Origin of the sequence: Ramlibacter monticola (assembly GCF_016722785.1) — a bacterium.
GTDB classification, from domain to species: Bacteria; Pseudomonadota; Gammaproteobacteria; order Burkholderiales; family Burkholderiaceae_C; genus Ramlibacter; species Ramlibacter monticola.
In genome coordinates this window covers 163,367-181,439 of the sequence record NZ_JAEQNE010000010.1, presented here as the reverse complement: position 1 = coordinate 181,439, position 18,073 = coordinate 163,367, and the positions used below count along the sequence as shown (strand labels likewise).

16 protein-coding genes are annotated in these 18,073 nt (G+C 68.5%); 7 read left to right on the top strand and 9 right to left on the bottom strand.

Annotated features, from left to right (window positions below):
* Positions 1-397 precede the first annotated feature (397 nt).
* Both JJ685_RS27700 and JJ685_RS27695 read left to right on the top strand, forming a co-directional pair.
* Positions 398-1,393, top strand: coding sequence for an integron integrase (locus JJ685_RS27700; protein WP_201677614.1), 996 nt, complete (start codon positions 398-400; stop codon positions 1,391-1,393).
* 131 nt (positions 1,394-1,524) lie between these two features.
* Complete coding sequence (locus JJ685_RS27695) at positions 1,525-3,045, top strand: FAD-dependent oxidoreductase (protein ID WP_201677613.1); 1,521 nt, start codon at positions 1,525-1,527, stop codon at positions 3,043-3,045.
* A 16-nt stretch (positions 3,046-3,061) separates the two neighbouring features.
* On the opposite strand, the gene JJ685_RS27690 is transcribed toward JJ685_RS27695, so the two are convergent.
* Positions 3,062-3,310: a TIGR04438 family Trp-rich protein gene (locus tag JJ685_RS27690; RefSeq protein ID WP_201677612.1), complete on the bottom strand. Its 249-nt coding sequence runs from the start codon at positions 3,308-3,310 to the stop codon at positions 3,062-3,064.
* A gap of 101 nt (positions 3,311-3,411) precedes the next feature.
* Here JJ685_RS27690 and JJ685_RS27685 point away from each other — a divergent pair, with 101 nt between their 5' ends.
* Both JJ685_RS27685 and JJ685_RS27680 read left to right on the top strand, forming a co-directional pair.
* A complete protein-coding gene (locus tag JJ685_RS27685; protein ID WP_201677611.1) occupies positions 3,412-3,717 on the top strand; it encodes a c-type cytochrome in 306 nt (101 codons plus the stop codon).
* Positions 3,718-3,854: 137 nt separating this feature from the next.
* Complete coding sequence (locus JJ685_RS27680; protein WP_201677610.1) at positions 3,855-4,589, top strand: TerC family protein; 735 nt, start codon at positions 3,855-3,857, stop codon at positions 4,587-4,589.
* Positions 4,590-4,829: 240 nt separating this feature from the next.
* Here JJ685_RS27680 and acs read toward each other — a convergent pair whose 3' ends face one another.
* Positions 4,830-6,815 (bottom strand): acetate--CoA ligase, encoded by a 1,986-nt coding sequence (gene acs / locus JJ685_RS27675; RefSeq protein WP_201677609.1) that lies wholly within the window; start codon positions 6,813-6,815, stop codon positions 4,830-4,832.
* 165 nt (positions 6,816-6,980) lie between these two features.
* Here acs and JJ685_RS27670 point away from each other — a divergent pair, with 165 nt between their 5' ends.
* Together JJ685_RS27670 and JJ685_RS27665 are read left to right on the top strand one after the other, a co-directional pair.
* Entirely contained in the window at positions 6,981-7,595 is a 615-nt protein-coding gene (locus JJ685_RS27670; RefSeq protein WP_201677608.1) for a YqhA family protein, read from the top strand.
* Positions 7,596-7,720: 125 nt separating this feature from the next.
* A complete protein-coding gene (locus JJ685_RS27665) occupies positions 7,721-8,386 on the top strand; it encodes a GntR family transcriptional regulator (RefSeq protein ID WP_201677607.1) in 666 nt (221 codons plus the stop codon).
* A gap of 38 nt (positions 8,387-8,424) precedes the next feature.
* Here the strand turns inward: JJ685_RS27665 and JJ685_RS27660 are convergent, their stop codons facing one another.
* From JJ685_RS27660 to fumC, 7 genes are all read right to left on the bottom strand, one after another.
* Complete coding sequence (locus tag JJ685_RS27660) at positions 8,425-9,495, bottom strand: isocitrate/isopropylmalate dehydrogenase family protein (protein WP_201677606.1); 1,071 nt, start codon at positions 9,493-9,495, stop codon at positions 8,425-8,427.
* Positions 9,492-10,517, bottom strand: a complete 1,026-nt coding sequence (locus JJ685_RS27655; protein ID WP_201677605.1) for a PdxA family dehydrogenase — start codon at positions 10,515-10,517, stop codon at positions 9,492-9,494. Before JJ685_RS27655 ends, JJ685_RS27660 begins: the two co-directional genes overlap by 4 nt.
* Positions 10,504-11,958, bottom strand: a complete 1,455-nt coding sequence (locus JJ685_RS27650) for an MmgE/PrpD family protein (RefSeq protein WP_236599331.1) — start codon at positions 11,956-11,958, stop codon at positions 10,504-10,506. The genes JJ685_RS27655 and JJ685_RS27650 overlap by 14 nt, the downstream gene beginning before the upstream one ends.
* The gene (locus tag JJ685_RS27645; protein WP_201677604.1) at positions 11,955-13,019 is read right to left on the bottom strand and encodes an ABC transporter ATP-binding protein; all 1,065 of its coding nucleotides are present in this window, start codon (positions 13,017-13,019) and stop codon (positions 11,955-11,957) included. The genes JJ685_RS27650 and JJ685_RS27645 overlap by 4 nt, the downstream gene beginning before the upstream one ends.
* Before the next feature lie 9 nt (positions 13,020-13,028).
* Positions 13,029-14,741, bottom strand: coding sequence for an ABC transporter permease (locus JJ685_RS27640; RefSeq protein WP_201677603.1), 1,713 nt, complete (start codon positions 14,739-14,741; stop codon positions 13,029-13,031).
* 4 nt (positions 14,742-14,745) lie between these two features.
* The gene (locus JJ685_RS27635; RefSeq protein WP_201677602.1) at positions 14,746-15,789 is read right to left on the bottom strand and encodes an ABC transporter substrate-binding protein; all 1,044 of its coding nucleotides are present in this window, start codon (positions 15,787-15,789) and stop codon (positions 14,746-14,748) included.
* A gap of 109 nt (positions 15,790-15,898) precedes the next feature.
* Positions 15,899-17,278, bottom strand: coding sequence for a class II fumarate hydratase (fumC, locus tag JJ685_RS27630; RefSeq protein WP_201677601.1), 1,380 nt, complete (start codon positions 17,276-17,278; stop codon positions 15,899-15,901).
* 160 nt (positions 17,279-17,438) lie between these two features.
* Between fumC and JJ685_RS27625 the strand changes: the two genes are divergently transcribed.
* Complete coding sequence (locus JJ685_RS27625) at positions 17,439-17,819, top strand: hypothetical protein (protein ID WP_201677600.1); 381 nt, start codon at positions 17,439-17,441, stop codon at positions 17,817-17,819.
* Positions 17,820-18,073 lie beyond the last annotated feature (254 nt).

Genomic DNA, 18,073 nt, shown 5'->3' with positions numbered 1-18,073 from the left:
CTTGAAGGGCCGGGAACATTCCCCCTTCAAGGCTGCGCCTCACACCGGGCAACGCAAATGAAAACGCGGTGGCGGCCTGATGGACCAACCACCGCGTCAGCGGTTTAGTTCAACGTAATGTAGACCGCACCCCAAACCCCAATATCCCCCATCCGTGCGATATCCCTCCCACGAACGCCTCCGCAAGTTGTTGATCACACACAGGAATCAACCCTTCCCGCCAAATATCAGAGCTCCAGTTTCCCCACTTGATACAGCGCGTCTTCGCATCCATTCGGCCGCCGGATAAGAGTGCTGGATACATCAGCATCCGGCCGCCCCGTTTCACCGCACCTCCCCCGCATCCCTTGCGGCCTGAGGTCTCTGCGGATACACTGTATTCACATACAGCCTACCCATGGCGCCGCCCCCCACCCCCGCCGCGCAGCCTCCTCGCCTGCTCACCCAAGCCCGCGAGCGCGCACGCTATTTGCACTATAGCCTTCGCACCGAGAACGCCTACCTTTACTGGATCCGCTTCTTCATTCGCTGGAATGGGGTGAAGCATCCGCGCGACATGGGCTCCGCCGAAGTGCAGGCCTTCCTCACGATGCTGGCCACCCAGCGCGGCGTGGCGAGTTCCACCCACAACCAGGCGCTCAGCGCCATCCTGTTCCTCTATCGCGAGGTCCTCGGGATCGAACTCCCCTGGATGACGGAGTTGCAGCGCCCCGCGTACACCCGCCGGCTCCCGACGGTGCTCACACCGGACGAAACGTCGCGCCTCTTCCAGGCGATGGAAGACACGACGCGCGTGGTCGCCCGCCTGCTTTACGGCACGGGCATGCGCCTCATGGAGGCACTGCGCCTGCGCACCAAGGACGTGGACTTCGAACGGCGCGTCATCATCGTGCGCGAAGCCAAGGGCAACAAGGACCGCGTCGTGATGCTGCCGCATTCGCTGGAAGCGGAACTGCGCGCGCAGTTCGCGGCGGCGCGGGCCTGCTGGGAGCGCGACCGCCGCAACGAATGCGGCGGGGTCCAGGTGCCGCACGGGCTCGAGCGCAAGTACCCCAACGTCGGTCGCACCTGGGGCTGGTTCTGGGTCTTTCCGTCACCCCTGCCTTTCACCGACCCGTGCGAGGGCATCGTGCGCCGCCACCACCTGCACGAAGACCGTCTCCAGCGCGCCTTGCGCAAGGCGGTCGTGAAGTCCGGGCTCCAGAAGCGCATTTCGGCCCACACCCTGCGGCACTCCTTCGCCACGCACCTGCTGCAGTCCGGCACCGACATCCGCACGGTGCAGGATCTCCTCGGCCACGCCGACGTGAGCACGACGATGATCTACACGCACGTCCTGAAATTCGCCGGCGGCACGATTCGCAGCCCGCTCGACGCCATGCCGGCCGCCTGACCCTTCTTGCGCAACCGTGCACCGGGTGCACCCGTGCGCACGAGGGCGCGCAAGGCGCTATGTCGTCCTTGTCCTACGCCCTGCTCTCCCGCCCCTGCCTAGCATGGGACCTCTCCAAAGGGGACAACGAGATGAACACCCTTTCCCTCTGGCGCGGCACCGCCGCTCCCACCGCCCACGCTCCCTTGAGCGGCGACGTGACCTGCGACGTGCTGATCATCGGCGGCGGCATCACCGGAGTCACGCTCGCCGACCTGCTCGCCGAACGGAAGGCGCCCAACCCGCCCACCGTGGTGCTGCTCGAGGCCGACGAGATCGGTTGCGGCACCACCGGCAATTCGACGGGCAATCTCTACGAGACCGTCTCCAGCGGCATGCGCGAGATCGCGGCCAAGTGGGGCGCGGAGGTAGCGCGCCACGTGGCCAACGAGAGGCGCACGGCGGTGAACTTCGTGGAAGAACGCTGCCGGCTGCTACCCGATGTCGGGTTCCGCCGCTGCGACCTCGTGGAGTGGGCGGATCGCGCCAACAACGAAGCCCTCCAGAAGGAATTCGAGGCGCTCGCCGCCGCCGGCTGCGCGGTCGAGCGCGCAAGCTCGGTTCCCGCGCCCCTGCCCCCCGCGGAAGGCGAGGTGATCGTGCTGCGCAACCAGGCGCAGTTCCAGCCGCAGGCCTACGTGGTGGCGATGGCGCGGCGCGCGGCGGAGGCGGGCGCCCGGATCCACGAGCACTCGCGCGTGCTGGAGATCGACACCAAGGCCCGCCGCGTCAAGACGGACTCCGGCAGCGTGACCGCCCGGGAGATCGTGATGGCCACGCATTCGCCCAAGGGCGTCCACCTCGTGCACACCGAGATGCCGGTGCACCGCGAATACGCGCTCGCCTTCGACTGGGAACCCGGCGCGCCGCCCGGCCCGGGCACCTTCTGGTGGAAGGCGAACGAGCACCTGTCGATCCGCACGCTGCAGGCCGGCGACCGCCATTACCTGGTCTGCGCGGGGCAGGAGCACAAGGTCGGCATCCACAACGCCACGGCGGGACTGATCGCGCTGGAGAACCTGGCGCGCAAGTTCTTCGGCGATCGGCCGGTCACGCATCGCTGGTCGGCCCAGAACTACCGCGGCGCGGACGCCCTGCCGTACATCGGGCGCAACCACTCCGACTGCTTCATCGCCACCGGCTTTTCCACCGACGGCCTGACCTGGGGCACCGTGGCCGCGCGCCTGATCGCGGCGGAACTGCTCGGGCACAAGTCGGCCTTCGCGGACCTCGTGCGGCCAGGCCGCCTTTCGCCCCTGAAGGGCGGCAAGAACATCCTGGGAGAGAACGCGCTGGTGGTGACGCAGCTGGTGAAGGACTACCTGACCCAGCGCCAGAACGAGAAGTTGTCGGAGCTGAAAGCCGGCGACAGCGCCATCGTCGACGCCGAGGGCGAGACCGTCGCGGCCTGGCGCTCGCCGGCGGGCGAACTGTACGCCGTGTCGCCCGTGTGCACGCACGTGGGCTGCAGGGTGCACTGGAACAGCGTGGAAACGAGCTGGGATTGCCCCTGCCACGGCAGCCGCTTCCGCCCCGACGGCACCGTGATCGAAGGGCCGGCGCTCGCGCCGCTGAAGCGCAAGCACGCCCCCGCCCTGGGCGACGGCTCCTGAGCGCCCCGGGGCCGGGTCAGCGCCGGCCGGGCTTCTTCGTGCCCAGCCCGAGCTGTTCGCGCTGCTTGTCGATGCGCGCCTTCTTGCGCACCTCCTCGCGCTCGACCGCCTTGCGCTTGGTGTAGCCGGACCAGTCGGCCCAGGCCCACCAGACCACGGCCAGCGCAAACGGAGAAAGCACGAGCCACCAGGACCACTCCGCGACCGGCCCGAACTCGAAGTACTTCAACGCGAGCAAAAGAATGCCCAACCCCAGGAAAAGCATGCGGCCTCTCGTTTCTTGCCTGACTGTCGACGATCGGCGGGGTCAACGCCGCTCCGTACAATACCGTTGAAGGAATGTAACTCAACTGCGAGGTCCCTCCCATGAAACGTGCCCTGTTTGCGCTGGCTGCCCTGGCCGCCCTTTCCGCGCCGGCGCTGGCCGACCAGGCCCTGGCTACCGCGAAGAACTGCATGGCCTGCCACGCCATCGACAAGAAGCTGGTCGGTCCTGCCTACAAGGAGGTCGCCACCAAGTACGCCGGCCAGAAGGATGCCGTCGACAAGCTGGCCGCCAAGATCATGAAGGGCGGCGCCGGCGTCTGGGGCCCCGTCCCCATGCCCGCCAACGCCCAGGTGAACGAGGCCGAGGCCAAGAAGCTGGCCGCCTGGGTCCTCAGCCAGAAGTAAACCTTTCGCGCTCCGGTCGAAGCCCGCCTCCGGCGGGCTTTTTCCTTGCCGGCGCGGACGACGGGTTACCCGCCTGCGCGCCCTGACCGCGCCTTCCTGCGCCGCGCGCGCGGAGCCGCCGTTAAGCTGGGCGGGCCATGGACCTCCTCGACGCCAACGTCTGGATCGCCTTCGTCATGCTCACCGCGCTCGAAGTGGTGCTGGGCATCGACAACATCGTCTTCCTCACCATCCTGGTCGGTCACCTCCCGCCCGCCTCGCAGGACAGGGCGCGCCGCCTCGGCCTGCTGTTCGCCATGGGCACGCGGCTTCTGCTCCTGCTGTCCTTGAGCTGGGTGATGGACCTGAAGGACGACCTCTTCACCGTGCTCGGCGAGGCCGTCAGCGGCCGTGACCTCGTGCTGTTCGGCGGAGGCCTGTTCCTTCTCTACAAGGCGTCGCGCGAGATCTTCAGCGTCGTCGAGGCGCGCGACGAGCCGCCGGAGGAGCGCGGGACCGCGAAGGCCGGCCAGGCGCGTTTCTGGAGCGTGATCGGCCAGATCGCCCTGCTGGACATCGTCTTCTCGCTGGACTCGGTGATCACCGCCGTGGGGATGGTCGACCAGCTGCCGGTGATGATCGCGGCGGTGGTGTCCGCCGTGGCCCTGATGATGTTCGCCGCCCGGCCCATCGGCGAGTTCGTGCAGGCGCATCCCTCGCTGAAGGTGCTGGCGCTGGCCTTCCTGGTGATGGTCGGGATGACGCTCACCGCGGAAGCGTTCGACTTCCACGTGCCCAAGGGCTACATCTATGCGGCCATGGCCTTTTCGCTGGCGGTGGAGGCGCTCAACATCCGGGCGCGCCGCAAGCGCAGGGCGCTGCGCGCGGCCTGAGTCCGTCGCCGACCCCCGATCTCACGCAGCCGCGACCCGCCCCCCGCAAAGGCCAAGGGGCGCCGAAGCGCCCCTCTCCCGGCCTCCCCCGCGGGGGAGGAGCATGCACGCGTCAGTTGGTCTGCGCGAGTTGCTCCAGGATCGCCGGGTTCTGCCGGCACATCACATCGCCTGCGGAGATATGAGTGCCGTCCAATCCCGCAAGCCGCTGCGCGGCACCGCCACCAGCGGCGGCCTCCATCAATTGGTCTGAGCCAGTTGCTCCAGGATCGCCGGGTTTTCCAGCGTCGTGATGTCCTGCGTGATCGTCTCGCCCTTGGCGATCGAGCGCAGCAGGCGGCGCATGATCTTGCCGCTGCGCGTCTTGGGCAGGTTGTCGCCGAAACGGATGTCCTTGGGCTTGGCGATCGGGCCGATCTCCCTGGCCACCCAGTTGCGCAGCTCGTTGGCGATCTTCTTCGCTTCCTCGCCCGTGGGACGGGGCCGCTTCAGCACGACGAACGCGCAGATCGCCTCGCCGGTGAGGTCGTCGGGACGGCCGACCACCGCTGCTTCCGCCACGAGGTCCGTCTTGGCCACCAGCGCCGACTCGATCTCCATCGTGCCCATGCGGTGGCCGGAGACGTTCAGCACGTCGTCGATGCGGCCCGTGATGCGGAAGTAGCCCGTCTTGGCGTCGCGCACCGCGCCGTCGCCGGCCAGGTACAGCTTGCCCCCCATCTCCTCCGGGAAGTAGCTCTTCTTGAAGCGCTCCGGGTCGTTCCAGATCGTGCGGATCATGGAGGGCCAGGGGCGCTTGATCACCAGCATGCCGCCGGAGCCGTTCGGGATGTCGTGGCCGGCCTCGTCGACGATCGCGGCCATGATGCCGGGCAGCGGCAGCGTGCACGAACCGGGCACCAGCGGGGTCGCGCCAGGCAGCGGGGTGATCACGTGGCCGCCGGTCTCGGTCTGCCAGAAGGTGTCCACGATCGGGCAGCGCTCGCCACCCACGTGCTTGTAGTACCACATCCAGGCTTCGGGATTGATCGGCTCGCCCACCGTGCCCAGGATGCGCAGCGACGTCAGGTCCCAGTTCTTCGGATGGACCTTCTCGTCGGTCTCGGAGGCCTTGATCAGCGAGCGGATCGCGGTGGGCGCCGTGTAGAACACGGTCACCTTGTGCTGCTCGATCATCTGCCAGAAGCGCCCCGAGTGCGGGAAGGTCGGGATGCCCTCGAAGATCAGCTGGGTGCAACCGGCCGCGAGCGGGCCGTACGCGACGTAGCTGTGGCCCGTGATCCAGCCGATGTCGGCCGTGCACCAGAACAGGTCCTGCGGCTTCATGTCGAAGGTCCAGTCCATGGTGAGCTTGGCCCACAGCAGGTAGCCGCCGGTGGAGTGCTGCACGCCCTTGGGCTTGCCGGTGGAGCCGGAGGTGTAGAGGATGAACAGCGGGTGCTCCGCGTTCACCGGCTCCGGCTTGCATTCGGTGGACTGGCCCTTCAGCGCCTCGTCGAAGGTCTTGTCGCGTCCGGCCACCATGTTGCAGGGCGTGGCCGTGCGGTTGAACACCAGCACGGATTTGATCGTGTCGCAGCCGCCCATGTCGAGCGCCTCGTCCACGATGGACTTCAGGCCCAGTTCCTTGCCGCCGCGCATCTGGTAGTTGGCCGTGACGACGGCCACCGCGCCGGCGTCGATGATGCGCTCCTGCAGCGACTTGGCGGAGAAGCCGCCGAACACCACGCTGTGGGTGGCGCCGATGCGCGCGCAGGCCTGCATGGCCACCACGCCTTCCACGCCCATCGGCATGTAGATGACGACGCGGTCGCCCTTCTGGATGCCCTGCGCCTTCAGCGCGTTGGCGAACTGGCTCACCTTCGCCAGCAGTTCCTTGTAGGTGAGCTGCGAGACCTTGCCGTCGTCGGACTCGAAGACGATGGCGGTCTTGTTCTCCACCGGGGTGCCGATGTGCTTGTCGAGGCAGTTGGCGCTGGCGTTGAGCTCGCCGTCGGAGAACCACTTGTAGAAGGGCGCGTTGGATTCGTCGAGCGTCTTCGTGAAGGGCTTGGTCCACTGCACGTTGTCGCGCGCCAGCCGCGACCAGAAGCCCTCGAAGTCCTGCTCCGCCTCCTTGGCCAGGGCTTCGTAGGCGGCCATCCCGGAGATGCGGGCAGCCTTCACCATGGCATCGCTGGGGGGGAACACTCGGTTTTCGACCAGGACGGATTCGATGGCGCTCATGCTTTGTCTCCGGGAAATGGGTGGGGAGGAAATTCGGGCGTAATGTCCGGTTCGGCACTTACGTCGCACTGACTGGCTGCTAGCTTACAGACGACGGAGCCCCGGGTGCCAGAGTGCAGGTCCCTACAATCGCGCGTTCGTCGTCCAAGTCTGCCCCCCTGCCTCATGCAACACCCGTCCGGCACCAGCCGCTCCTCCCCCCTGCGGCCGCTGCCCAACCTGATCTTCGCCAGCCGCTGGCTGCAGCTGCCCCTGTACCTGGGCCTCATCGCCGCGCAGGCCGTGTACGTCGTGCACTTCCTGCTGGAACTGTGGCACCTAGTCGAGGCCGCCGCCGGCAGCCAGTCGGCGCTCCAGCAGCTGATCTCGAGCATCGGGTACAAGCCGACGTCGCAGCTGACGGCGCTGAACGAGACCATCATCATGCTGGTCGTGCTGGCGCTGATCGACGTGGTCATGATCTCCAACCTGCTGATCATGGTGATCGTGGGCGGCTATGAAACTTTCGTCAGCCGCATGAACCTGGAAGGCCACCCGGACCAGCCGGAATGGCTCAGCCACGTCAACGCCTCGGTGCTGAAGGTCAAGCTGGCCACCGCCATCATCGGCATCTCCTCGATCCACCTGCTCAAGACCTTCATCAACGCCGACAACTACTCGGAAAAGGTGCTGGTCGCGCAGACGGTCATCCACATCACCTTCCTGCTCTCGGCGATGGCGATCGCGGCCACCGACCGCCTGATGGCGCCGGCGCCGCACCACAACGCGGAAGCCCTCTGAGTCGCCGCGCGGCGGCCGGCCTCGCAGCGGGACCCGGCCGCCAAGTGTCGACAATCCGGGTGACAACGTCGACAGCCTTCCTATAATCGCCGACAAGGCCGCGGCCGAAGCGGCCCTGCATCCGCATGACGACCGTTCCGCCCATCGCCACCGCCGAAGGCCTGCCGCGCAGCATCGCGGAGCAGCTGAAGCAGTTGATCTACGCCGGCGAGTTCAAGGCGGGCGACCGGCTGAACGAGGCCGCTCTGGCGGTCCGCATGGGCACCAGCCGCGGGCCCATCCGCGAGGCGATCCGCATCCTCACGGGGACCGGGCTGGTCACGCCGGTGGTCAACCGCGGCGTGTTCGTGCGCCAGGTCTCCATCCGCGAGATGCTGGAGATCTACGAGCTGCGGGCGCTGGTGTTCGGCTTCGCCGCGGCGCGCGCGGCGGAGAACGTCACCGACGCGCACCGCGAGCGCTTCGAGGCCCTGCTGGAAGGCATGGACCAGGCCGCGCAGGCCGGCGACAGCGGCCAGTACTACGAGCTCAACGTGCAGTTCCACGCGCTGGTCCTGGAACTGGCGGCGCACGAGCGCGCGCACCAGCTGTACGACAGCTACGTGAAGGAGCTGCACCTGTACCGGCGGCAGAACTTCAACGCACCGGGGAACATGCGGCGGTCCAACGTGGAGCACCGCAGGATCTACGAGGCGCTGTCGAAGGGGAATGCGGCGAAGGCGAAGCAGTATGCGGAGGAGCATATCCAGGCGGGGCGACAGCGGCTGCTGGCCCTGGCCGACGAGAAGTAGCGCAACCGCATCTCCCGCGAAGGCGGCAATGACGGCGGCTACAGGTTCCCGATGACCGCGCGCGTGAATGTCGCGGTTGTCCCCGACCCCTTGATATCCCCCGTCCGCGCCTTCGCATCCGCCAGCGCCGCCGTGAGGCCCCGCTCCATCCTCGCGGCCGCCGCCACGGCGGCAGCGATCCCCTTCCGCCGTCCCAGCCAGTCCAGCATCATCCGCGTCGAATCGACCATGGCGTAGGGGTTCGCGATCCCCTGGCCCGCGATGTCCGGCGCCGAGCCGTGCGTCGCCTGCGCCATCGCGAAATCCCCTTCGCCGATGCACAGCCCCGGCGCCATGCCCAGGCCGCCCACCAGCCCCGCGGCTTCGTCGGTCAGGATGTCCCCGAACATGTTGGTCGTGACGACCACGTCGAAGCTCTGCGGGTCGCGCACCAACCGCATGGCCATCGTGTCGACGATCACCTCGTTCACGGCCACGTCCGGGAAGTCCTTCGCGGCCCTCAGGCACTCCTCGACGAACATGCCGCATCCCAGCTTGAACACGGTGTTCTTGTGCACCACCGTCAGCAGCTTGCGGCGGCTGCGCGCCAGCGCCAGCGCGACCCGCGCCACCCGCTCGCTGCCCTTGCGGGAGATCACGCGCACCGAGATCGTCATGTCCTCGCTCGGCCGGAACTCGCCCGAGCCGGCCACCACGTTGCGATCGGGCTGGAAGCCTTCGTTGTTCTCGCGCACGATGACCAGGTCGATGTCGTCGTACAGGCAGCCGATGCCGGGATAGGACCGGGTCGGCCGCACGTTGGCGAACAGGTTGAAGTGCTTGCGCATGATCGGGTGTGGGTTGATCGCGCCCGGCACCTTGGGGTACTCGCGGTGGCCGATCGGTCCCAGCACGAAGCCGTCCATCTTCGCCAGCGTCTCCAGCGTGCCCGCCGGCAGGGTGGCGCCGTGCGTGTCGAGCGCGCGCCGTCCCACCGGCATGGGCCGCCACTCGATCCGCAGCCCGTGCCGCTCGGCCGCGGCACTGGCGACCAGCACCGCCGCCGGCACCACTTCGTGCCCGATGTCGTCGCCCTCGAGCACGCCGAGGACCAGGCCCTGCTGCGTCATGCCTTCCCCTCCCGCCTGCGCGCCGCGGCCATGCGCGCGGCGATGCGCAGCGCCTGCTCCAGCGCGCCCGTCTCCGCCCTGCCCTGGCCGACGATGTCGAACGCCGTGCCGTGCGCCGGCGTCGTGTAGATCGTGCGCAGCCCCGCCGTGACGGTGACGCCCTTGTGGAAGCCGAGCAGCTTGGTCGCGATCTGGCCCTGGTCGTGGTACATCATCACCACGCCGTCGTACTCGCCCTTGAGCGCCTTCAGGAAGATCGCGTCCGAGGAAACGGGGCCGCTCGCGGCGATGCCCTCCTCCTGCAGCCGCCGCACGGTGGGCGCGATCAGGCGGATCTCCTCGTCCCCGAACAGCCCGCCTTCCCCGCAATGCGGATTGAGCGCCGCGACGCCGATGCGCGGGCGCGCGAAGCCGCGCTCGCGCAGGGTGGTGTCGGCCAGGCGCACTGCGGCCCCGATGCGCTCGGGGGTGATCAGGTCCAGCGCCTTGCGCAGCGCGACGTGCGAGGTCACGCGGAAGGTCGAGAACTGCTCGATGACGTTCATCTCGCCGAAGAAGCCCTCGTGCCGGTTCCAGGCCGCGAACATCTGGTGCTCGTCCGGGTACTTCCAGCCGCCGGCGTGCAGGGCCGCCTTGCTGAGGGGCGCGAAGGAGACGGCATCGAGCTGGCCGGCCTGCGCCAGCCCGGTCATGTGCAGCAGGGTCTCGCCGGCAAGCCGGCCGGACTCGGGCGAATTCTCCCGGCGGGGCAGCGTGGCCGGGTCGGTGTTGGCGAGGTCCACCACGGGGATCTCGTCGCGCGACCAGTCGATCGCGGCCACGTCGGCATAGGCGCGCCAGGCCGGCTGCACGCCCGCCTCCCGGCAACCCAACTCCCACACGCGCGCGTCCCCGATCACGGCAACGCGCGCCACGTCGCGCAGCGCCCGGCTGGCCAGCAGCTTCGCCGTGATCTCGGGTCCGATGCCGGTCATGTCGCCGGGCATGAGCCCGACGACGGGCCGCGCGTCAGCCGCGGTCATGCGCCAGCGCCGCCGTCAACGTCGCGATCTTCGGCAGCGACTCGAGCTCGCGCACCATCGCCACGACCTCTTCCGCGCGCGCCTGCGGGAATTTCGCGAACTCCGCGTTCTCGCGGAACTTGCCGGCCACCTCGTCGTAGCTCATGGGCATGGCGGGGCTGCCCTTGCCGAAGTCGGCGCGCCCGGACACCTTGCGGCCATTCGCCAGTTCGATGTCGATGAGCGTGGTCATCTTGTGATAGCCGGCGGCTTCGGCCTCCGGGTCCACCACGAAGTCCACCTTCTCGATCAGGCGCTGCACGTCGGGGCGCAGGACGACTTCGTCGGTGAATTCGTTGAGGCCCGCGCGCCCCTCCAGCAGCAGGATGGCCATGCAGAACTCCATCGAGAACTTCGCCTGCAGCTCGTTGCGCGGCCGGTGGTGGATCAGCGCGTTGGGCATGTTCTGGTTGGTGCCCACCCGCACCCGCACCACGTCCTTCGCCTCGATGCGGTGCTCGCGGATCAGACGCAGCATCTCGGTCATGCCGGGGTGCGTGAGCGAGCCCGAGGGATGCGGCTTGATCGACACCCCTGGATCGGCGAAGGTCCAGGGCTTGCCCAGCCTGCCGGCGATCGCGTTCGCGTCGTAGCCGCCGCCCGCCGCGCTGAAGAAGCCGCGCGGGGCCTCCAGGATCCTGTCGGTCGCGGTCCAGCCATAGGAGGCGAACTGCGCCGCCGCCACGCCGCTTTCCGAGGAGCGTCCGGCGTGGAAGGGCTTGGTCATGGTGCCGAAGTTCTCGCGCAGGCCGGCCGACTGGCTGCCGGCGATCGACAACGCACGGCAGGTGGCCTCCTCGCTCAGCCCCATCAGCCGCGCGGATGCCGCCGCGGCCGCGAAGGTGCCGCAGGTGGCGGTGGAGTGGAAGCCGGTCTGGTAATGGCGCGGGTTGATCGCTTCCGAGATCTTGCATTCCACCTCCACGCCCAGGTGGTAGGCCAGCATGGCCTGCGCGCCGCTCGCATCGAGCGCCTCGGCCATCGCCAGGGCCGCGGGCAAGGCGGGCGCCGTGGGATGCGTGAGCAGGCCATAGACGCGGTCCGTCGCCACCGCCAGCTGCGTGTCGTCGTAGTCGTCGGCGTGGATGCCCACGCCGTTGGCGAAGGCGGCGAAGCGCGGCGCCACCTTCAGGCGCGTGCCGATCACCGTCGCCGGCCCCGCGCCGAGCTGCAGCTCGCCCAGGTGCCGCCGCACCAGCGCGCCGAGGTGGCTGGCGCCGCCCGACAGCGCCAGCCCGATGCCGTCCAGGATGGATTTCTTGCCGAGCGCCACGACGTCCTGCGGCACGTCGGCCAGCTGCGTGCTGCAGATGAAGTCCGACACGTAGCGGGTCAGGTGCTCCGTCGCCTGTTTCTCGATGATGCTCACGCGATGCTCCTCGATGTGCGAAAGGGTGGTCATTGCGCCAATGCGCGGCAGTGCTCGGGCGGCAGGTGCAGCCAGACGCTCTCGCCCGGCGGCACGCTCAGGTGCGAGGGCGTGACCGCGCGCACCGTCTCGCCGTCCGCCAGCGAGACGAGGTAGTCGCGGTGCGAGCCCAGGTAGATCTGCCGCGCCACCGTGCCCTGGACGACGTTGGTGACGCCCTCCGGCCGGGTGGGGGCCAGGCGGATGTCGTGGTGCCGCACGGACACGGCGGTGTCCCCACCGCCGCCGAACTCACCCGAACCGCAGCGCAGCACCAGCCCGTTGCCGCACGCGACGCCGTCGGTGCCGTCCCAGCGGCCGCGGAACACGTTGGTGCCGCCGATGAAGCGGGCCACGAACTCGGTGCGCGGACGCTGGTAGATCTCCTCCGGCGTGCCGGCCTGCTCGATCACGCCCTGGTTCATCACCACGATGAGGTCGGCGGTGGTCATCGCCTCGGCCTGGTCGTGCGTGACGTACACCGTGGTGTAGCGGTACTTGTCGTGCAGGCGGCGGATCTCGAAGCGCATCTCCTCGCGCAGGTTGGCGTCGAGGTTGGACAGCGGCTCGTCCAGCAGCAGGGTCTCGGGTTCCACCACCAGGGCGCGGGCGAGCGACACGCGCTGCTGCTGCCCGCCGGACAGCTCGCCGGGGTAACGCTGCGCGAGCTGCGACAGGCGCGTCACCGCGAGGATCGTGTCGGCGCGCTGCTGCGCGTCGTGCTTCGGCAGGCCGCGCAGCTTGAGGCCGTAGGCGACGTTGTCGAACACCGTCATGTGCGGCCACAGGGCGTAGCTCTGGAAGATCATCGACATGTTGCGGCGCTCGGGCGCCTCGGTCGCGCCCGGCGCGGAGATGCGGCGGCCGCCGACGCGGATCTCGCCGGCGTCGGGCTCCAGGAAGCCGGCGATCAGCCGCAGCGTGGTCGTCTTGCCGCAGCCCGAAGGCCCCAGCAGGCAGACCAGTTGCCCCTTGTCCACCGACAGCGTGAGGTCCTTGACCACCGCCGCGCCCGCATAGCGCTTGCTCAGTCCGTCGAGTTCGAGGAATCCCATGGTCTTCGTTCAGCGCAGCGCCGGCAGGCGCGGGCCGCCCAGCAGGGGCAGGCGGTTGGCGAGGATGACCACGGCGAAGGAGACGAGCAGCAGCATGATCCCCAGCACGGAGATCGCGCCCATGTCGCCGCTTTCGTTCAGGTCGTAGATGATCACGGACACCAGCTTGGTGTTGGCCGTGGTGAGCAGGATCGTGGCCGACAGCTCGCGGATCGTGCCGATGAAGACGAAGCACCAGGTCGCGATCACGCTGGTGCGCAGCAGCGGCGCCGTGATCAGGCGCAGCGTCTTCAGGCGGCTCGCGCCCAAGATGCGGCTCGCCTCCTCCAGTTCCGGGTGGATGCCCTGGAAGGCCGCCGCCATCTGCTGGTAGCCGGCCGGCATCTCGATGGTCAGGAAGGCGATCAGCAGGATCCACAGCGTTCCGTACAGCATCAGCTGCGGATGCGAGTAGGTCAGGAACAGGCCGACCCCCAGCACGATGCCGGGGATGGCGACCGGCGCGGTGGCCAGCATGCCGAGCCAGTGCGCGCCGCGCACCGGGTTGCGCGAGACCATGTAGGCCGTCAGCAGCGCGATGCCGGTGCCCAGGGTGGCGGTGGAGAACCCGAGCAGGAAGGTGTTCCACATCGCCAGCCGGGTGGCCGAGAACTCGAAGAACACGAAGTGGAAGTGGTGCAGCGTGAGGCCGTCGACGCCGTTCCTGGTGAGCGCCGCTTTCGCGAGGGCCGCATACGGCAGCAGCACCGTGAGGGACAGCACCAGGAAAGCGAAAGCCAGCGCCAGCGGCGTCCAGCCGCGCAGGCGCGTCACCCGCGGCTCGCCGCTCTTGCCGCCCAGCACCGTGTAGCCCTTGCGGCCCAGGATCCAGCTCTTGCCCTGCAGCAGCAGCACCGTGATCAGCAGCAGCGGAAGCGAGGCGGCCGCGGCCAGCCCCGGCTTGGGCGGGAACTGGAACAGGCTCCAGATCTTGGTCGTGATCACGTGGAAGCCGGCCGGCAGCGCCAGGATGGCCGGCGAGCCGAACATGGTCAGGGCCTGCAGGATCGCGATCAGCGAGCCCGCCAGCATGGCCGGCAGCACCAGCGGCAGCGTCACCTTGCGCAGCGTGGTCCAGCCGCGGGCGCCGAGGATGGAGGACGCGTCCTCGAGGTCGGAAGGCACGCGGTCCAGCCCGTTGGCCACCAGCGTGAACACGTAGGGGAAGGTGTAGCAGGCGATCGCGAACACCAGGCCGCCGAAGCTGTAGATGTTGACCAGGGCGTCGTAGGGCTGCGCCCCCGTGAGCTGGCGCCAGAACACATTGAGCAGCCCGCTGTTGGGCGCGGCCAGGATCTCCCAGGCGATCGCGCCCAGGAAGGGTGGCGTGACGAACGAGGCCGTGATCAGCGCGCGCACGATCCGCCGCCCGGGCAGGTCGGTCCGCGCCACCAGCCAGGCCAGCGGGGTGGCGACGGCGCAGGACAGCGCGCCGACGCCCAGCGCCATGCCGACGGCGATGCCGAAGGGCTTGCGCAGCGTGTTGTCGGTGACCAGCGTGGCGAAGTTGGCCAGCGTGAACTGGCCGTCCTTCGTGACGCTGTAGTAGGCCAGCCAGGCCAGTGGCAGCACCACCAGCACGACCAGCAGCGCGGCCAGCGCGTAGAAGGCGGGCCGCAGGAGGTCGATGCGGATGGGGGGCCGGGCGATCGAGACCGGTGCGTCCGGCAGCGCGACCGACATCGCTTCAGGTTCCGAAATACTCTTCGTACTTCTTCTTGATCGTCTCGGGGTCCAGCCTGGCCGGGTCCGAGTTCAGCAGCTTGATCTGCGACAGCGGCACGCGCCCGGCCTTCTCCTTCACCTCGGGATGGAAGGAGCGCAGGCCGCCGACGTCGCTATTGAGCTGCTGCGCCTCGCGCGTGAACATGAAGTGGTAGAACAGCTTCGCCGCGTTCGGGTTGGCCGCGTTCTTCAGGATGGCGCCGTTGCCGACCACGAGCGGGGTGCCTTCGGGCGCGTACACGGGCTCGATGGGCACGCCGCTCTCCTTCAACAGGAACACGTTGTACTCGTTGCCGTCCGCCATCACGGGGCGCTCGCCGGCCGCCAGCTTCTTGGGCGGCTCGGTGGACGACTGGACCTGCATGACCTTCTGCTTGCCCAGCTGCTCGAAGTAGCCCCAGCCCAGGGGCGACTGGCTGAGCGCCTGGGTGCCGGTCATGATGGTGCCGCTGTAGCCGGGGTGCGCCTTCACCATCTTGCCGGACCACTTCGGGTCCAGCAGGTCGGCATGCGACTTCGGCGCCTGCTCTTTGGGCACCAGCTTCGTGTTGTAGGCGATGACGGAAAGGTGGGCGCGGTAGGCCGCGTACTGGCCGTCCGCGTCCCGGTACTCCTTCGGCCAGAACTTCGCCACGTCGGCGGGCACCGCCGGCTGCAGCCAGCCCTGCTTCTTGAAATGCAGGAAGTGCACGGCGTCGGAGGTCTCGACGACGTCGGCGTTGTAGATCTTGCTGCCGTACTCCTGGTTGATGCGCTGGAAGATGCGCTCGGCGCCGGAACGCTCGACCTGCACCTTGATGCCGGGGTACTTCGCCTCGAAGGCACGCGCGAGCTTCTCCGCGACCTGGACGTCGGTGGCCGAATACCACACGACCTTGCCCTCCTTCTGCGCGGCCGCCACCAGCTGCGGCGTCGCGTCGTAGGGGGCGGGAGCTTGGGCCGAGGCCACACCCGGGACGAGTGCGGCCGCGATCGCCAGGGCGGCGACGGCGGGCTTCACTGACATGCAGGTCTCCTTGCTGCGGCTTCACGCGGGCCGCTGGAATTCCATCTTGGAGACCGTTTCCCAAAGTGTCAACAGTTCAAGCCATAACGTCGACAGTCAACGGAAAGGCCTACACCATCTTCTCCGGCCGCACCCACTCGTCGAACTGCTCCGCCGTCACGTGCCCCAAAGCGATCGCCGCTTCGCGCAGGCTGGTGCCTTCCTTGTGCGCCTTCTTGGCGATCTGCGCCGCCTTGTCGTAGCCGATGTGCGGATTCAGCGCGGTCACCAGCATCAGCGAGCGGTCGACCAGTTCGCGGATCCGCGCGCGGTCCGGCTCGATGCCCTTCGCGCAGTGCTCGTCGAAGCTGCGCATGCCGTCGGCCAGCAGGCGCACGCTGTGCAGGAAGTTGTGCGCGATCATCGGCCGGAAGACATTCAGCTCGAAGTTGCCGGAGGCACCGCCGAAGTTGATCGCCACGTCGTTGCCCAGGACCTGGCAGCACGCCATGGTCAGGGCCTCGCTCTGCGTGGGGTTGACCTTGCCGGGCATGATCGACGACCCCGGCTCGTTCTCCGGGATGCGGAGCTCGCCGATGCCGCTGCGTGGCCCGCTCGCGAGCCAGCGGATGTCGTTGGCGATCTTCATCAGGCTGGCCGCCAGGGTCTTCAGCGCCCCGTGCGCGAACACCAGCGCGTCGGCCGCCGCCATCACCTCGAACTTGTTGGGGGCCGTGACCAGCGGCAGCCCCGTCAGGCGCGCCAGTTCCTCGGCCACCTTCTCGGCGTAGCCCGCGGGCGCGTTGAGCCCGGTGCCCACCGCGGTGCCGCCCAGCGCGAGCTCGCACAGATGCGGCAGCGTGGCGTGCAGGTGCCGGTCGGCCTGTTCGAGCTGCGCGACGTAGCCCGAGAACTCCTGCCCCAGCGTCAGCGGGGTCGCATCCTGCAGGTGGGTGCGGCCGATCTTCACGATCCCCTGGAACTCCCGGGACTTGCCGGCCAGCGTGCCCTTCAGGGCGGCCAGCGAGGGCAGCAGCTTGTTCCGGAGGGCGTCCACCGCCGCCAGGTGCATGGCGGTGGGATAGACGTCGTTGGACGACTGGCTCTTGTTCACGTCGTCGTTCGGGTGCACCTTGCGGCCCTCGCCCCGGCTGCCCCCCAGCAGCTCGCTGGCGCGGTTGGCCAGCACCTCGTTGACGTTCATGTTGGTCTGGGTGCCCGAGCCGGTCTGCCAGACCACCAGCGGGAATTCCTCGTCGTGCCGGCCCTGCAGCACTTCGTCGGCGGCGGCGACGATGGCGGCCGCCTTCTGCTGGTCCAGCAGCCCGAGCAGGTGGTTCACGACCGCCGACGATCGCTTGATCCGGGCCAGGGCCCGGATGATCTCCCGGGGCTGGCGCTCGCCCGAGATGTCGAAGTTCTGCAGCGAGCGCTGCGTCTGGGCGCCCCACAGGCGCTCGGCCGGGACCGCGATGGGCCCGAAGGTGTCGTGTTCGATGCGGGTGGCCATGGGGCCACCGTAGCAGCTTTGCGTAGCGCGTGGGCTTCGCGGGATGCTGACTCGCGTCAACACATCCGCATAGGCCATCACTTTCGTTAGGGACGTCAGCCGGCGGTCGACATCCTGTGCTTGAATCCATGCCGACAGGGGTGGAGCTGTGGAAAAAGCGATGCAATCAGCCGGGTCGAGCGGGCCCGGGCAGGCAGCCGCGCGCGGCACGTGGAGCCTCGCGCTCCTGCTGTGCCTGGGCGGCTGCGCCGACGTCGACGTGCGGCGCATTCCGCTCGAGCAGCATCCCAACTTCGGCGGCGCCAGCACCGCGGCGCGCGCCGAACGCGAAACCCAGATGAACCGGGACTGGCAGAACAGGCCGCTGACGGAACTGCTGGCCGCCTACGGCAAGCCCCAGATGGTCATGAACATCCCCGGCGGCGGCATGCCCCCGAGCTTCGCCGTCGTCTACGGCACCGACCCGGACAGCGGCTGCATCGACGCCTTCGCCGTCAGCTCCAAGGGCGAACCGGTGGTCCGCATCTATCACTGCCGGTAGGCACCGCTCGCTTCCTCCGGGTTTCCCCTTGAGGCCTGCCCCGCAGGCCTGAGCTCCTGCCCCCTCCCTTCCCAGCCGCCGGGTTCCCGCCCGACCCCCGGGTCATTTTCCCCACGCATGGGGATTCGCCCTACCCAACCCCGGGGGAAGGTGCCGACTAAACGGCCCTTTGGTGCCGTCAGACCGGCACTTTTTACCAACTGACACGAATCGCGAGGTTGGCACGCACCGTGCACGTTTCGTTGCAAATAGGA

Coding starts and splice junctions, on each gene's coding strand:
- JJ685_RS27700 (WP_201677614.1), top strand. CDS start 398: ATGGCGCCGCCCCCCACCCCCGCCGCGCAGCCTCCTCGCCTGCTCACC.
- JJ685_RS27670 (WP_201677608.1), top strand. CDS start 6,981: ATGCAACACCCGTCCGGCACCAGCCGCTCCTCCCCCCTGCGGCCGCTG.
- JJ685_RS27690 (WP_201677612.1), bottom strand. CDS start 3,310: ATGCTTTTCCTGGGGTTGGGCATTCTTTTGCTCGCGTTGAAGTACTTC.
- fumC (WP_201677601.1), bottom strand. CDS start 17,278: ATGGCCACCCGCATCGAACACGACACCTTCGGGCCCATCGCGGTCCCG.
- JJ685_RS27640 (WP_201677603.1), bottom strand. CDS start 14,741: ATGTCGGTCGCGCTGCCGGACGCACCGGTCTCGATCGCCCGGCCCCCC.
- JJ685_RS27680 (WP_201677610.1), top strand. CDS start 3,855: ATGGACCTCCTCGACGCCAACGTCTGGATCGCCTTCGTCATGCTCACC.
- JJ685_RS27685 (WP_201677611.1), top strand. CDS start 3,412: ATGAAACGTGCCCTGTTTGCGCTGGCTGCCCTGGCCGCCCTTTCCGCG.
- JJ685_RS27660 (WP_201677606.1), bottom strand. CDS start 9,495: ATGACGCAGCAGGGCCTGGTCCTCGGCGTGCTCGAGGGCGACGACATC.
- JJ685_RS27625 (WP_201677600.1), top strand. CDS start 17,439: ATGCAATCAGCCGGGTCGAGCGGGCCCGGGCAGGCAGCCGCGCGCGGC.
- JJ685_RS27665 (WP_201677607.1), top strand. CDS start 7,721: ATGACGACCGTTCCGCCCATCGCCACCGCCGAAGGCCTGCCGCGCAGC.
- JJ685_RS27645 (WP_201677604.1), bottom strand. CDS start 13,019: ATGGGATTCCTCGAACTCGACGGACTGAGCAAGCGCTATGCGGGCGCG.
- JJ685_RS27695 (WP_201677613.1), top strand. CDS start 1,525: ATGAACACCCTTTCCCTCTGGCGCGGCACCGCCGCTCCCACCGCCCAC.
- JJ685_RS27655 (WP_201677605.1), bottom strand. CDS start 10,517: ATGACCGCGGCTGACGCGCGGCCCGTCGTCGGGCTCATGCCCGGCGAC.
- JJ685_RS27635 (WP_201677602.1), bottom strand. CDS start 15,789: ATGTCAGTGAAGCCCGCCGTCGCCGCCCTGGCGATCGCGGCCGCACTC.
- JJ685_RS27650 (WP_236599331.1), bottom strand. CDS start 11,958: ATGACCACCCTTTCGCACATCGAGGAGCATCGCGTGAGCATCATCGAG.
- acs (WP_201677609.1), bottom strand. CDS start 6,815: ATGAGCGCCATCGAATCCGTCCTGGTCGAAAACCGAGTGTTCCCCCCC.